General features: G+C 74.4%; 13 protein-coding genes. 9 read left to right on the forward strand and 4 right to left on the reverse strand.

The annotated features are described in order from the left end of the window. Positions 1-21 precede the first annotated feature (21 nt). Positions 22-1,740 (reverse strand): DEDD exonuclease domain-containing protein, encoded by a 1,719-nt coding sequence (locus ACQP0T_RS08090; protein WP_433872001.1) that lies wholly within the window; start codon positions 1,738-1,740, stop codon positions 22-24. Positions 1,741-1,881: 141 nt separating this feature from the next. On the opposite strand from ACQP0T_RS08090, the gene ACQP0T_RS08095 reads away from it, so the two are divergent. Together ACQP0T_RS08095 and ACQP0T_RS08100 are read left to right on the forward strand one after the other, a co-directional pair. Further along, positions 1,882-3,195 (forward strand): NYN domain-containing protein, encoded by a 1,314-nt coding sequence (locus tag ACQP0T_RS08095; protein ID WP_433872002.1) that lies wholly within the window; start codon positions 1,882-1,884, stop codon positions 3,193-3,195. A 492-nt stretch (positions 3,196-3,687) separates the two neighbouring features. Further along, on the forward strand, positions 3,688-4,659 hold the full coding sequence (locus ACQP0T_RS08100) for an NlpC/P60 family protein (protein WP_433872003.1): 972 nt from the start codon (positions 3,688-3,690) through the stop codon (positions 4,657-4,659). 407 nt (positions 4,660-5,066) lie between these two features. On the opposite strand, the gene ACQP0T_RS08105 is transcribed toward ACQP0T_RS08100, so the two are convergent. Further along, the gene (locus tag ACQP0T_RS08105) at positions 5,067-6,866 is read right to left on the reverse strand and encodes an AMP-dependent synthetase/ligase (protein WP_433872004.1); all 1,800 of its coding nucleotides are present in this window, start codon (positions 6,864-6,866) and stop codon (positions 5,067-5,069) included. A gap of 287 nt (positions 6,867-7,153) precedes the next feature. Here ACQP0T_RS08105 and ACQP0T_RS08110 point away from each other — a divergent pair, with 287 nt between their 5' ends. The 5 genes from ACQP0T_RS08110 (at position 7,154) to ACQP0T_RS08130 (ending at position 11,051) form a co-directional block, all read left to right on the forward strand. Further along, a complete protein-coding gene (locus ACQP0T_RS08110; RefSeq protein WP_433872005.1) occupies positions 7,154-7,942 on the forward strand; it encodes a metallophosphoesterase family protein in 789 nt (262 codons plus the stop codon). A gap of 62 nt (positions 7,943-8,004) precedes the next feature. Then, a complete protein-coding gene (locus tag ACQP0T_RS08115; RefSeq protein ID WP_433872006.1) occupies positions 8,005-8,448 on the forward strand; it encodes an SRPBCC family protein in 444 nt (147 codons plus the stop codon). Between the two features lie 5 nt (positions 8,449-8,453). Continuing rightward, positions 8,454-9,668, forward strand: a complete 1,215-nt coding sequence (locus ACQP0T_RS08120; protein WP_433872007.1) for an ArsA family ATPase — start codon at positions 8,454-8,456, stop codon at positions 9,666-9,668. 10 nt (positions 9,669-9,678) lie between these two features. Then, positions 9,679-10,032 carry a hypothetical protein gene (locus ACQP0T_RS08125; protein ID WP_433872008.1) on the forward strand — a complete coding sequence of 118 codons (354 nt, stop codon included), beginning with the start codon at positions 9,679-9,681 and terminating at the stop codon, positions 10,030-10,032. Beyond that, the gene (locus ACQP0T_RS08130) at positions 10,026-11,051 is read left to right on the forward strand and encodes an ROK family protein (protein WP_433872009.1); all 1,026 of its coding nucleotides are present in this window, start codon (positions 10,026-10,028) and stop codon (positions 11,049-11,051) included. Before ACQP0T_RS08125 ends, ACQP0T_RS08130 begins: the two co-directional genes overlap by 7 nt. Before the next feature lie 13 nt (positions 11,052-11,064). Here ACQP0T_RS08130 and ACQP0T_RS08135 read toward each other — a convergent pair whose 3' ends face one another. Both ACQP0T_RS08135 and ACQP0T_RS08140 read right to left on the reverse strand, forming a co-directional pair. Next, positions 11,065-11,523: a DUF308 domain-containing protein gene (locus ACQP0T_RS08135; protein ID WP_433872010.1), complete on the reverse strand. Its 459-nt coding sequence runs from the start codon at positions 11,521-11,523 to the stop codon at positions 11,065-11,067. Continuing rightward, the gene (locus ACQP0T_RS08140; protein WP_433872011.1) at positions 11,520-12,335 is read right to left on the reverse strand and encodes an alpha/beta hydrolase; all 816 of its coding nucleotides are present in this window, start codon (positions 12,333-12,335) and stop codon (positions 11,520-11,522) included. The genes ACQP0T_RS08135 and ACQP0T_RS08140 overlap by 4 nt, the downstream gene beginning before the upstream one ends. Positions 12,336-12,476: 141 nt before the next feature. Here ACQP0T_RS08140 and ACQP0T_RS08145 point away from each other — a divergent pair, with 141 nt between their 5' ends. Together ACQP0T_RS08145 and ACQP0T_RS08150 are read left to right on the forward strand one after the other, a co-directional pair. Further along, on the forward strand, positions 12,477-13,226 hold the full coding sequence (locus ACQP0T_RS08145; RefSeq protein ID WP_345365187.1) for a lysophospholipid acyltransferase family protein: 750 nt from the start codon (positions 12,477-12,479) through the stop codon (positions 13,224-13,226). Positions 13,227-13,271: 45 nt separating this feature from the next. Next, a complete protein-coding gene (locus ACQP0T_RS08150; protein ID WP_433872012.1) occupies positions 13,272-13,772 on the forward strand; it encodes a polyadenylate-specific 3'-exoribonuclease AS in 501 nt (166 codons plus the stop codon). The last annotated feature ends 26 nt before the right edge of the window (positions 13,773-13,798 follow it).

Here is a 13,798-nt window from a genome sequence, read left to right on the forward strand (position 1 = left end):
CGCTGCGGGTGCGCCGCCCGCTCAGTCCGCGGCCGGGTAGGGGTCGCGACCGGCGACCGCCTTGTCCAGCCACTCCCGCCAGGAGCCCGCCGCGCCGGCCGGTTCGGACCACGGCGCCCGGCAGCGGACCAGGCGGGTGCCGCCGGTGGTGAGCCAGCGGTGCAGCACGGCCGCTTCGTCGGCGGAGGCCCCGTGCAGCGGTCCCGCGCCGGGCAGCACGGTCTCGGCCGAGGCGGTCAGCAGGTCGACCACCGGCATCGGCGGTACCCCGCGCCGCGCCGTGCCCGCGGCGGCCAGCCGACCGTGCCGGATCACCGCCAGGTGCCAGCCGCGCGCCCCGTCGGGTCGCGCGGCGACCAGTTCCGGGATGCGGGTCAGGGAGCTGAGCCGGTGCCCGCGGTCCAGCGCGCGCACCAGCGCCGCGAGCTGGTCGCGCCGCGCGGCGGCGTCCTCGAACCGGTGCGCGGCCGACAGCCGGTCCAGTTCGGACCGCAGCTTCTCCAGCGGGCCGTCGTCCCGGCCGCGCACCACGTCCCGGACGGCGATCACCTCCGGTTCGTACTCGGCGGCGCCGACCAGTCCCGCGCACGGCGCGCCGCAGCGGCCCAGCTCGTGCAGCGCGCACGGTCGGCCGGACGGGGCGCGGGCGGAGATGCGTTCGGTGCAGCGGCGCACCGAGGTGGCGTCCTGGAGCGCTTCGACGGCCTCGGTGGCGGCCCGGTGCGAGCGGAACGGTCCCAGGGCGCCGTCCCGCGGCGTGCGCACCACCGACAGCCGGGGGAACGGTTCGTCGGTCAGCACCACCCACCAGGCCCGGTGCGGGGTCTTCGAGCGGCGGTTGTAGCGGGGCTGGTGCGCGGCCAGCAGCCGGAGCTCCCGGACCTGCGCCTCCAGCGGGTGCGCGCATTCGACGTGGTCGACCCGCTCGGCGAGCCCGACCATCTCCTTGATCCGGCTGCGCCGCTCGCTCGCGGTGAAGTAGGTGCGCACCCGGCGGCGCAGGTCGGTGGCGGTGCCCACGTAGAGCACCTCGTCGCGCGGACCCCGGAACAGGTACACGCCGGGGGAGTTCGGCAGCGCGTCGGCCAGGCCGCGCTTGCGCCGCTGCTGCGGGGAGACGTCGGGCAGGTGCGCGAGCAGGTCCTCCAGGGTCCGCACGCCCAGCGGTCCGACCCGCTCCAGCAGCGCGTGCAGCACGTCGACGGTGGCGCGGGCGTCGTCCAGCGCCCGGTGCACCGGCGTGGTCCGGGCGCCGAGCACCTGGGCGAGCGTGCCCAGCTTGCAGTTCGGCGTCTCGTCCCGGGTCAGCACCCGGCGGGCCAGCCGCACGGTGTCGACGACGGCCGGGGCCGGCCAGCGCAGTCCCTGGCGTTCGCAACCGGCGCGCAGGAACCCGAGATCGAACGGCGCGTTGTGGGCGACCAGCACGGCGCCCTGGCAGAACTCCAGGAACGCCGGGAGCACGGTGTCGAAGCGGGGCGCGCCGCGGACCATCGCCTCGGTGATGCCGGTGATCGACACCACGGCCGGCGGGATGCCGCGCTCCGGGTCGACGAGCGTGGCGAACTCGCCGAGCACCGCCCCGCCCCGCACCTTCACCGCGCCGATCTCGGTGACGGCGTCCTGGGCGCGGTCGGCTCCGGTCGTCTCCAGGTCGACCACCACGAAGGTGACCTGGTGCAGCGGGGTCTCGACCTCGGTGGCGATCTCGTCGAACGAGAGCTGGGCGTGCGCGGGCATCGGCGGGACCGTACGCCGGGGCACCGACAGCCGGTCGGCCCAGCCGCGCGTTCGGGGATCCGGGGGGTCGGCCATTAGCCTGTGGGGGTGGCACCACCGTCGCCGGGACCGGACCCCGCCCCACCGCCGGAAGGCTCTGCTGTGGACAGTGCACAGCAGACCGGCCCCGGGCTGCCCGGGTGGGACGAGCTGCCCGGCCCGGTGCGCTCGCGGCTCGCCGAACTGGCCGCGGCGTCGCTGGACGACGCGCGGGCCTCCGACGTGCCCGCGCAGGTCCGGCCGGTGATGCGGTTCGCCCCGGCCAAGCGCGCCAAGCTCGGCGAAGCGGCGCTGGTCGAGGCGCTGGGGGAGTCGTCGGTGTTTCGCGCCGCGGTGCTGGACTGGTGCACCCACCACCGGCCCGAGGCGCTCGCGCTGGAGGCCGCCGACCCGGTCGCGGTGGCCGCCGCGGGGATGCTGCTGGGCGCCCCGGTGGCCGCGCACTGCGTGGAGCTGGTGGCGCTGCGCACCGAGCACGGCCGGATGCGGGCGGCGCGGGATTCGGCGGTGGCGCGCGCCGAGCGCTCGGCGGCGGACGCGCGCCGGTTGCGCGCGGAGCTGGCCGAGGCCCGGGACGCGGTCGAGCGGGTCGGCGCGGAGAGCGGGGCCGACGCCGACAAGCTGCGCAAGCGGTTGCGGGAGCAGGGCGTCCGGCTCAAGGAGGCCAAGGACGCCGCCGAGCACGCGCGGGCCGAGCTGGAGCGGGTGCGCGGCGACGCCGAGTCCGCGGTGGCCGAGATCGGCGCGGAGCGCGACCGGGAGCGCGCCCGGGCGGCGGAACAGCGCCGCCGGGCCGAGCGCGCGGTGGCCGACGCGGACGTGGCGCGGCAGTCGGCCCGCGAGGCGCGGCAGGGCGACGAGGTGCGGTTGGCGCTGCTGCTGGACACCTTGGAGGGCGCGGTGGGCGGTCTGCGCCGCGAACTGGGTGCGAGCGGCAGCGGCCCGCGCCCCGCCGACGTGGTCGGCCGGGTCCGGATGCATTCCGGGGCCACCGACGAAGTGCCCGACGTCGCGACCCTGGACCGGCTGCTGTCGCTGCCCGCGGTGCACCTCATCGTCGACGGCTACAACGTGACCAAGACCGGCTACCCGGAACTGCCGCTGGCCGACCAGCGCGACCGGTTGTCGCACCAGCTCGCCGCGCTGGCGGCGCGCACCGGGGCGGAGGTGACGGTCGTCTTCGACGGCGCCGACGTGCTCGCCGTGCCCGCCGCGGGCCCGCGCGGGGTCCGGGTGCTGTTCAGCGACCCCGGGGTGCAGGCCGACGACGTGATCCGCGATCTGGTGGCCGCGGAGCCGAGGGGGCGTCAGCTCGTGGTCGCGACCTCGGACCGGGCGGTGGCCACATCGGTCCGCAGGCGCGGTGCCTACGGGGTCGCCTCGGCGCTGCTGCTGGACCGGCTCGGTCGGGTGTAGTGCGGGCGGTGCGGGCGTTTCGCCCGGATCGTGATCGATTTCATGATCGGTGATCGCGACGCGTCAGGCCGACCGGGACGGGTGAGGAGGTGCTCGTCGTTCCAGGTGAGGGCTTCTCCTGGTCGATCACGGTGAGCGCACGGCTCTCCTCCGTTAGGGGTCTTGTGCGAATGTGCACACCATTCTTCCCCCGCTTCTGGACGTCGCGCCTCACCTTTCGTAACCTGACCAGGACCTCGCGGCGATCAGCGGTCCAGTCCCGGACGGCTCCGCGGGTCACCGCCGAATCGGCTTGTCGGGGAGCCGAACCGGGGCGCCTGCGGTGCGCCGCGACCGGTCGGGCCTCCTGGGTCCGCGGATGTCCGGCCGCACGCTCGTCGTTCCGGCAGGTGGTCGAGCAGACGAAGGAGCATGCGCGACGTGGCGTCGCAAGGACTCAAGCGCTCTCTGCGGGGAGCCCTGACCGCGAGTGTGGTCGCCGCAGCCGTGGGCATGACCACCGCGCCGGCTCTCGCGGACCCCCCGCTTCCCGACACCGCCTCCGAAGCCGCCCAGCAGGCGCGCGATCTCCACCACGAGGCGGAGAAGCTCACCGAGGAGAAGAAGAAGGCGGAGGACGACCACGCGGCCAAGCGGGCCGAGCTGGATCGCGCCAACGCCGAAACCATCCAGGCCGAGCAGATCGCCGACCAGGCGCGCGCGGAGGAGGAGCGGTTCCGCGGCCAGGTCGACCAGCTCACCAGCGCCTCCTACCAGGGCGCGCGGCTGAACAAGCTGTCCGCGCTGCTGGTCAGCGAATCGCCCAACGACTTCCTGGACCGCGCGTCGGCGCTCGACGTGCTGGCCAAGGACAACAACGAGGCGATCAGCCGGTTGGCCGCGGCCACCGAGCAGGCCGAGTCGGCCGAGCGCCGCGCCCAGGACGCCCGCAACCGGGCCGCCCAGGCCGAGCGCGACGCGGCGCGCATCGCCGACGAGCTCCGCAAGAAGACCGCGGAGATGGAGGAGCAGGTCGAGCGCGCCGAGGAGCGCTACTCCGAGCTCAGCGCCGAGGACCAGGAGTCCCTGACCGGCGGGGGTTCCACCGACGCCGGCTTCATCGGCGGTTCCGGCGCCGCGGTCACCGCGGTCAACGCCGCGCTGAGCAAGCAGGGCTCGTCGTACGTCTACGGCGCCAAGGGGCCCAGCACCTTCGACTGCTCCGGGCTGATGTACTGGGCCTACCAGCAGGCCGGGGTGTCGCTCGGCGGCTCCACCAAGACCCAGGTGAACCAGGGCAAGTCGGTGTCGGCCAGCCAGCTCAAGCCGGGCGACCTGATCTTCTACTACAGCCCGGTCAGCCACGTCTCCATGTACATCGGCGGCGGCCAGGCGGTGCACGCCCCGCAGCCGGGCGACGTCGTCAAGGTGGACGGCTACCAGGACATCGGCAACGTCACCGAGATCCGCCGCGTCGCCGGCTGATCCCGACGAACGGCGAACCGGGCGGTGGGTCCACCTCGGACCCGCCGCCCGGTTTTTTCTCGCCACTGCCGATGCCGCCCGGGTTCGGGCTCAGCCGTCCAGCTCCCACTCCTCGATGCAGCGCCCCGGGGTGGGGATCGCCGACCTGGAACAGCGCTTCCCCGGCCTGCTGGCGGCCGTGCTCGCGGCGCAGGAACCGGGGCATCCCCACCGGGGAACGTGGGACGAGCCCCGGAGCGCAGGACCGGTGCACCTGCGGCGGAGGCGCCCTGCGCGGTGTTCGGGCGGGTGCGCCTCCGCGTGCGGCCAGCACCCCGGCGTCGCGCACCTGCCGCAGTGCGAGCCGGTCTCGCCGCTACGGAAGACCGGCGCGCTCTCGCCGTGGACCTTCGTCGAGGAACGGCCGCTCAGGAGTAGATGGCCTCGATGTCCTGCTTGTGGTTCTCGGCGACCTTGCCGCGCTTGAGCTTCATGCTCGGGGTCAGCTCGCCGGTTGCCTCGGTGAAGTCGTCGGCGAGGATCCGGAACTGCTTGATCCGCTCCGCGCGGGAGACCGCCGCGTTGGCCTCGTCGACGGCCTGCTGCACCTCGGCGCGCAGGTCCGGGTCGTCGACCAGCTCGGCGGTCGGGGTGTCGGCGGGGCGACCGCGGTTGCTCAGCCAGGACGGCAGGAATTCCGGGTCGAGGGTGATCAGCGCGCCGATGAACGGCTTCTGGTCGCCGACCACCATGCACTGGCTGATCAGCGGGTGCGCCCGCAGCGCGTCCTCCAGCGCCGCCGGGGCGACGTTCTTGCCGCCCGCGGTGACGATGATCTCCTTCTTGCGGCCGGTGATCCGCAGGAAGCCCTCGTCGTCCAGGGTGCCCAGGTCCCCGGTGTGGAACCAGCCGTCCTCCAGGGAGTCGGCGGTGGCGGCGGGGTTGTTCCAGTACTCGCGGAAGACGACGTCGCCCTTGAGCAGCACCTCGCCGTCCTCGGCGATGCGCACCGAGGTGCCCGCGATCGGCTTGCCCACGGTGCCGATCTTGAAGCCGCCCTCGACGTTGACCGCCGCGGCCGCGGTGGTCTCGGTGAGGCCGTAGCCCTCCAGCACCGGTACGCCGACGCCGCGGAAGAAGTGCGCCAGCCGGTCGCCCAGCGGCGCACCGCCGGAGACCGCGGCGATGCAGCGCCCGCCCAGCGCGGCGCGCAGCTTGCCGTAGACGAGCTTGTCGAAGACGAAGTGCTTGGCCTTGAGGCCGAGCCCGGGGCCGTCGCCGTCCTGCGCCTTGCTGTAGGCCACGGCGGTCTCCTCGGCGGCGTCGAAGATCTTCCCCTTGCCGCTGCCGTGCGCCTTCTGCTTGGCGGTGTTGTAGACCTTCTCGAACACCCGGGGGACCGCGAGCACGAACGTGGGCCGGAACGAGGACAGGTCGTTGACCAGGTCCTTGATGTCCGGGGTGTGGCCGAGGGTGATCCGCGAGTACACCGAGGCGACGGTGATCGCGCGGGCCAGCACGTGCGCCATCGGCAGGAACATGAGCATCGAGTTGCCCGCGCGCAGGAGCTGTGGGAACGCGTCGAGGTCGGCGCGGACCTCGGCGAGCAGGTTGCGGTGGGTGAGCACGCAGCCCTTGGGGCGGCCGGTGGTGCCGGAGGTGTAGATCAGCGTCGCGAGGTCGTCGGCGCCCACCTGCCCGCGGCGCTCGTGCACGTCCTCGTCGGTGACGTCGGCGCCCAGCGCGATCAGCTCGTCGATCGCGCCCCGCCGCTCGGTGTCCTCGATCTGCCAGAGGTGGGCCACCTCGGGGAGCTTGCCGCGGACCGAGTCGACTTCGGCGCGGTGCCCGGCGGTCTCGACGACGATGGCGCGGGCCCCGGAGTCGGAGAGGATCCACTCGAGCTGGTCGGATGCGGAGGTCTCGTAGATGGGCACGCTGGCGCACCCGGCCGACCAGATGGCGAAGTCCAGCAGGGTCCACTCGTAGCGGGTCCGCGACATCAGGCCGATCCGGTCGCCCGGTTGCAAGCCCGCGGCGATCAGTCCCTTGGCGACGGAGAGCACCTGGGTGGCGAACTCGGCGGCCGTGACGTCGACCCAGGTCCCTTCCACCCGCCGCCGGAAGCTCACGGCGCTCCCGAAGCGCTCGGCGTTCGCCCACACCATGTCGGTGAGATTCTCGTCCTCGGCCACCGAGACCGTGGCGGGTGCGCTGAACTCTCGCAACGTCGAAACCTCCGAAACAGGCCGTTCGTGGGGCACAACCTAACGCCGATGGTTACCCGGCGGTAGTCCCCATTTCCGCACCGCGATCATCCGCCGCACCGGCCGGCGGTGCGCGTCCGGGGGCCGATCGCCGGATCGACCGAGCGCAGGGTAGCCCTTCGGGAACCGGTCGCGGGCGAGCGGCGCACCGGCGGTCGTGGGCGCCACACCCGCCGGGCCGTGCGTGCGGGGCCGGTTCGGCGCTACGTTCGACGGACGTCGACCCGCTGCGGGAGAGGAGGTGTCGTTTGCGCGTCCATGTCGTGTCGGACGTCCACGGCAACGTCGAGGACCTCAAGCGCGCCGGGGACGGGGCCGACGCGCTCCTGGTGCTCGGCGATCTGATCGACTTCGTGGACTACCACGACCACGGCGCGGGCATCCTGGGTCGGATCTTCGGCGCCGAGAAGGTCGCCCGCTTCGCCGAGCTGCGGCGCACCCGGCGCGGTCCGGAGCTGGGCGCCTATGCGCGCTCGCTGTGGGCGACCTTGTCCGACCCGGGCGCGGTCGTCGACGAGGCGATCCGGGAGCAGTACGCCGAGCTGTTCGGTTCGATGACCGCCCCGACCTACGCGATCCCGGGCAACGTGGACGCGCCCCGGCTGTGGCCGGAGTTCGCCCGGGAGGGGCTGCACCTGGTGGACGGCGGCACCGCCGAGATCGGCGGGCTGCGCTTCGGGTTCGTCGGCGGTTCGGTGGTGCCCGCCGGGACGGTGGTGCGCGGGAGCTCGGCGTGGGTCCCGCACCTGCGGCCGGAGGACGAGTTCGACGCCGAGCTGGCCGGGCTGCCGCCGGTGGACGTGCTGTGCAGCCACGTCCCGCCCGCCGTGCCCGAGCTGGTCTTCGACGTTGTCGCCAAGCGCGCCGAGCGCGGTTCGCGGGGGCTGGTCCGGCGCATCCGGGCCGATCGGCCGCGCTGGGCGCTGTTCGGCCACGTGCACCAGCCGCTGGCTCCCCGGGTCCGCCTGGGCCGGACCGAATGCGTCAACGTGGGGCACTTCAAGCGCACCGGCCGCCCCTACGCGATCGAATGGTGAACGTGGCGACAACCGGGCCCGCCACCTGCTGCTTCGGCCGCTCCAGGCGGTAGCCTGCGCGCATGGTCGATCAGTCCACCCAGTCCATCGAGATCGAGGCGCCCGCGTCGGAGATCATGGCCGTCATCGCGGACTTCGCCGCGTATCCGGAGTGGGCGGAGGCGGTGACGGAGACCGAGGTGCTGGCCACCACCGCCACCGGGGCCGCCGAGAAGGTGCACTTCGTGCTCGACGCCGGGGTGGTCAAGGACAAGTACACCAACCTCTACGAGTGGTCCGCCGACGGCCTGTCGGTGAGCTGGACCCTCACCGAGGGGCAGGTGCAGAAGGCGCAGCGCGGCAGCTACCGGCTCGACCCGCTGCCGAGCGGCCACACCGAGGTCACCTACAGCCTCGCCGTCGACCTCGCGATCCCGATGATCGGCCTGTTCAAGCGCAAGGCGGAGAAGATGATCATGGATACCGCGCTCAAGGAGCTCAAGCACCGCGTCGAGGGCACCCGCTGATCGACGTGCGCCTGCTGCTGTTCACCGGGAAGGGCGGCGTCGGCAAGACCACCTCCGCCGCCGCCACCGCCGCGCGCGTCGCGTCGCGGGGCGGCAAGGTGCTCGTGGTCTCCACCGACCCCGCGCACTCGCTGGCCGACGCCCTCGGTGCGCCGCTGGACGCCCGGCCCCGCGAGGTGGCGGTCTCCGACGGCGTCGTGCTGCACGCCGCCGAGGTGCACACCCGGGCGCTGGTCGACGACGCCTGGCGGGAGCTGCGCGGCCACCTGCGGACCCTGCTGCACGGCGCGGGCGTGGACGAGGTGGCCGCCGAGGAGCTGACCGCGCTGCCCGGCGTCGAGGACCTGCTCGCGCTCTCCGAGGTGCACCGGCTGGCCGACTCCGGGCTGTGGGACGCGGTGATCGTCGACTGCGGTCCGACCGCCGAGACGCTGCGGCTGCTCGCGCTGCCCGAATCCGCGGCCGGCTACCTGGAACGGCTGTTCCCGGCGCACCGCCGCGCGGTCCGCGGCCTGCTCGCCGGGCTGGCGGGCAGCGACCAGGTGGGTCGCTGGGACGCCGCCGCCGACGCGCTCGGCAGGCTCGCCGAACGGCTCACCGGGCTCCGCGACCTGCTCACCGCCGAGACCACCAGCGCGCGCCTGGTGCTCACCCCCGAGGCGGTGGTCGCCGCCGAGACCCGGCGCGCGCTCACCGCCCTGGCGCTGCAGCAGATCCGGGTCGACGGGCTGGTAGCCAACCGGGTGGTGCCCGACCCCGGCTCGGCCCGGGGCGCGGCGGCCGAGTGGCTGCGCACCCGCCGCCGCGAGCAGCAGCGGGTGCTGGACTCGGTGCGCGAGGGCACCGAGCTGCCGCTGCGGCTCGTCGAGCACCGCGCCGCCGAACCGGTCGGGTCCGCCGCGCTCGCCGCGCTGGGCGCCGAGCTCTACGGTGATGATGACCCGCTGGCCCCGCGCGGCACCGCCCCGGAGCTGCGGGTCAGCGGTGGCGGCCGGGACCTGGACGCGGTCTACCGCCTGGAGATCGCGCTGCCGCTGCACCGCGACGCCGAACTCGACCTGGCCCGGATCGGCGACGAGCTGGCGATCGCGGTCGACGGCAGGCGTCGGCTGATCGCCCTGCCCGCGGTGCTGCGCCGCTGCGAGGTGGTCTCGGCGGAGGCCGGCGACGACGGGGTCACCGTGGCGTTCAAGCCCGACCCGGAACTGTGGATGCGGTGAGGTGGACGACATGGGTGCGGAACGCGAACGGCTCGTGGCGGAGATCCGGCTGCTGCTCGACGCGCTGGCCGAGCGCGCCGAGGGCTACCTGCGCGCCTGCCGGGACCTCGACGCGCAGCCGGACGGTTGCGGCTGGTGCCCGGTGTGCGCGGCGGTGTCGCTGCTGCGCGGGCAGTCGCCGTCGGCGATGACCGAGCAGCTCGTCGGCATCGTGCGGGCGCTGCGCGAAGCACTCGCCGAGCACGTCGCCGACCCCGGTCCGGAACCGGCGGAGGAGAGCGCGGAACCGGACGTGCAGCGGATCGACGTGCGCCGCGTCGGCGGGCCGGTGCTGCGTGACGAGGGCGTCGCGGCGCAGTGCTGACCGTCGGGGTGGACGTCGGCGGGACCAGCGTGCGGGCCTCGGTGGTCGACCCGAACGGCGGCGTGCTGGACACCGAGCGGGCCGCGACCCCGCCGACCGCCCACGAGCTCAACGAGGCGATCGCGACCACGGTGCGCGCGCTGTGCGAGCGGTACCCGGTCGCCGCGGTCGGTCTGGCCGTGGCCGGATTCGTCAGCGAGGACCGGCGGGTGGTGCGCTTCGCCCCGCACCTGGCGTGGCGGCACGTGGCGGTCGCCGACGAGCTCGCCGCGCGGCTGGGCGTGCCGGTGGTGCTGGAGCACGACGCGAACGCCGCGGGCATCGCCGAGCAGCGCTTCGGCGCGGCCACCGGCGCCCGGACCGCCACCCTGGTCGCCATCGGCACCGGCATCGGCGCGGCCACCGTGCTCGACGGCGAGGTGTTCCGGGGCGCCCACGGCGTCGCCCCCGAGCTCGGCCACCTGCGGGTGGTGCCGGGCGGCCGGCCCTGCTCGTGCGGCAAGCGCGGCTGCTGGGAGCGCTACTGCAGCGGGACCGCGCTGGCCCGGACCGCGCTGGAGCGCCTGGCGGCCGACCCGGGCGCCGCGACCGCGCTGGCCGAGGTCGACCGCACCGCCCTCACCGGCCTCGACGTCGCCCGGGCCGCCGAGGCCGGTGACCCCGTCGCGCGCTGGGCGTTCGAGGATCTGGCGCGCTGGCTGGGGGAGGGCCTGGCCCTGGTCGCCGACGTCTACGACCCGGAGGTCGTGGTCATCGGCGGCGGTGTCTCGGGCTCGGCGCACCTGTTCCTGGACCGCGCCGAGCAGCACTACGCCGACGCGGTCACCGGCAGCGGGCACCGGCCCGTGGCCCGGGTGGCGCTGGCCGCGTTCGGCGCGGAGGCCACCGTGGTCGGTGCCGCGACGCTGGCGCGGGAGCACGTGGCCGCCGGGCGCGGGGATGCCGGGCGCGGGGGTGTCGCCGCGGTGACCGGCGTCGGGTGCGGCAGGAGGGGCGCGGCGGAACGCGGGGACCGCTGAGGCGCGCGGGAGCTCAGACCTGGGCGCCGCCGTCCTCGTCGTCGGCGTCGGGCCCCGGGCGGTTGCGGATGCGCAGCAGCAGCCAGCCGATCCCCGCGCTGATCAGCACCAGCCCGATCGGCAGCGTGCTGGGGCCGACCAACGCCGGCAGCGCCAGCAGGACCACCCCGAGGCACACCACCGCCACTCCGGCCACGGTGCCCCACCCCGGCTTCGGCAGCGGCGGTGGTTCGGGCGGGACGTAGTGCTCGTCCGCCTCGTCCACCTCCGGCGTCCAGTCCCGGGGCCCGCTCGCCGGTTCCGGCGCGGGCGCCGGTTCGGGGCGCGCGGCGTCGTCCTCCTCGGTCCGCCGCGGCTCGTCCTCGCGCGGCCAGGAGCCGAACGTCGAATCGCGTTCCAGACCGGCGACGATCTCGGCGAAGGCCGCGTCGATGTCCTCCGGCCCATCGGCGTTGTCGTGGCGCGTGCTCATGCCGGTTCCTCGGCCCGTTCGTGGTGGATGCGGTGGATGAACTCGACGCTACCGGCGAACAGCGCGGGCGCGTCGTGGTCCAGGGTCGCGACGTGGAAGCTGTCTTCCAGCACGTACGAGGTGACGTCCGCGCTGCGCACCCCGGCGAGCACCAGTTCGGCGTTGACCGGTTCGACGACGTGGTCGACCGCCGACCGGTACAGCACGAGCGGCTGGCGCACTTCCCCGAGCTCCGCGCGCACGACCGACCAGAGGCGCCGCAGGCTGGCCATCGCGCGCAGCGGCATCCGGTCGTAGGCCAGCTCCCGGACGCCCGGCGCCGCGATGTCGCCGGCCACCCCGGGCAGCGACGGCACCACCCAGGACAGCGGGGGTCGGGCCAGCAGGGGCAGCAGCGCCGCCCCGGTCCGCCGGGTCGTCACCGACGGGTTCACCAGCACCAGGCCGGCGATGTCCGGGTGCCGCTGGGCCAGCCGCAGCGCGAGCGTGCCGCCCATCGACTGCCCGAACACGAACACCGACCGGCAGCGCTCGCGCAGCGCCAGCAGCTCCCGCTCGGCGGCCCGGTACCAGTCGTGCCAGCCGGTGCCGTTGAGGTCCTGCCAGCGGGTGCCGTGCCCGGGCAGCAGCGGGCAGCGCACCGCGCACCCCGCCGCGGCCAGGTGCTCGGCCCAGGCCCGCACGCTCTGCGGGGTGCTGGTGAAGCCGTGGCAGACCAGGACGCCGACCTCGGTCGGGCCGTCGTGCGCGAGCGGCTCGGCACCGGACAGGACCTGGGACACGTCGGCCTCCCACCGCGACGGCACGGACACCGCTCCATCGTCGCACGGCCGACCGACGTCCGGGGATACTCGATCGACCCGAGTCGCCGCCGCCGGGGTGCGCATTGTGCCTGCTGACCGGGCTCCGTACGCTGAACCGGGAACTCGGCGCGTCAGGAAGGCTGCGGCACAGTGCTGTACTGGGTGATGAAGCATCTACTGCTCGGTCCCCTCATGAAGCTGTTCTGCCGCCCCAAGATCCTCGGCGTCGAACACGTCCCCGCCGACGGCGGCGCGATCCTGGTCAGCAACCACCTCGCGGTCGCCGACTCGTTCTTCATGCCGCTGATGATGCCGCGCCGGGTCACCTTCCTCGCCAAGCGCGAGTACTTCACCGGCAAGGGCCTCAAGGGCGCGTTCAAGCGCTTCTTCTTCACCGGCGTCGGCCAGGTGCCCATCGACCGCTCCAGCGGCGCCGCCGCCCAGGCCGCGCTGGACACCGGGGTCCGGCTGCTCCGCGAGGGCAAGCTGCTCGGCGTCTACCCGGAGGGCACCCGCTCGCCCGACGGCAGGCTCTACAAGGGCAAGACCGGCGTGGCGCGGATGGCGCTGGAGTCGGGCGTGCCGGTCATCCCGATCGCCATGTTCGGCACCGACCGGGTCAACCCGATCGGCTCCACGATGTGGTGGCCGCACAAGGTGGTCATCGAGGTCGGCGAGCCGCTGGACTTCTCCCGCTACGACGGGATGGCCGGCGACCGGTTCGTCGAGCGCTCCATCACCGACGAGATCATGTACGCCCTGATGGAGCTGTCCGGTCAGGAGTACGTCGACGTCTACGCCGCGAAGGTCAAGGACGACCTGGCCGCGCAGGGCAAGCAGGTGGCCGGCTGGGGCGATTCCGGTGGTCCGGAGCGGCTGCCCGAGGCGAAGGCGGGCTGACGGCCCGCGCCGGGAGCGCGCCGCACCGGCGCTTAACCTGACCGGGTGCGGTTCTTCTACGACTGTGAATTCATCGAGGACGGGTACACCATCGACCTGGTGTCGATCGGGGTGGTCGACGAGTCCGGCCGCGAGTTCTACGCGGTGTCCACCGAGTTCGACGCGGGCAAGGCCGGGCAGTGGGTCCGGCGCCACGTCCTGCCGCAGTTGCCGCCGCCCGCGGACCAGCGCTGGCTGTCCCGCGCCGCGATCCGCGACGCCCTGCTGGACTTCCTGACCTCGCACGGCGACGAGGGCATCGAGCTGTGGGCCTGGTACGCCGCCTACGACCACGTGGCGCTGGCCCAGCTCTGGGGCGCGATGCCCGCGCTGCCCCCGGCCATCCCGAAGTTCACCCGGGACCTGCGGCAGCGCTGGGACGACCTGGGCAAGCCCCGGCTGCCCGCCGCTCCCGCCAACGCCCACGACGCCCTCGCCGACGCGCGGCACAACCTGCGCCGGTGGGAGGTGCTGGAGCGGACCCGCCACCAGCGCGGCCTCGCCTGATCGACCGCGGCTCCAACCGCGCTGGA

Origin of the sequence: Saccharopolyspora sp. CA-218241 (assembly GCF_050954615.1) — a bacterium.
Taxonomy (GTDB): Bacteria; Actinomycetota; Actinomycetes; order Mycobacteriales; family Pseudonocardiaceae; genus Saccharopolyspora; species Saccharopolyspora cebuensis.

Bases quoted from the DNA above. Each gene is read 5' to 3' on its own strand.
- ACQP0T_RS08090 (WP_433872001.1), bottom strand. From the start codon at position 1,740: ATGCCCGCGCACGCCCAGCTCTCGTTCGACGAGATCGCCACCGAGGTC.
- ACQP0T_RS08100 (WP_433872003.1), top strand. From the start codon at position 3,688: ATGACCACCGCGCCGGCTCTCGCGGACCCCCCGCTTCCCGACACCGCC.
- ACQP0T_RS08115 (WP_433872006.1), top strand. From the start codon at position 8,005: ATGGTCGATCAGTCCACCCAGTCCATCGAGATCGAGGCGCCCGCGTCG.
- ACQP0T_RS08125 (WP_433872008.1), top strand. From the start codon at position 9,679: ATGGGTGCGGAACGCGAACGGCTCGTGGCGGAGATCCGGCTGCTGCTC.
- ACQP0T_RS08135 (WP_433872010.1), bottom strand. From the start codon at position 11,523: ATGAGCACGCGCCACGACAACGCCGATGGGCCGGAGGACATCGACGCG.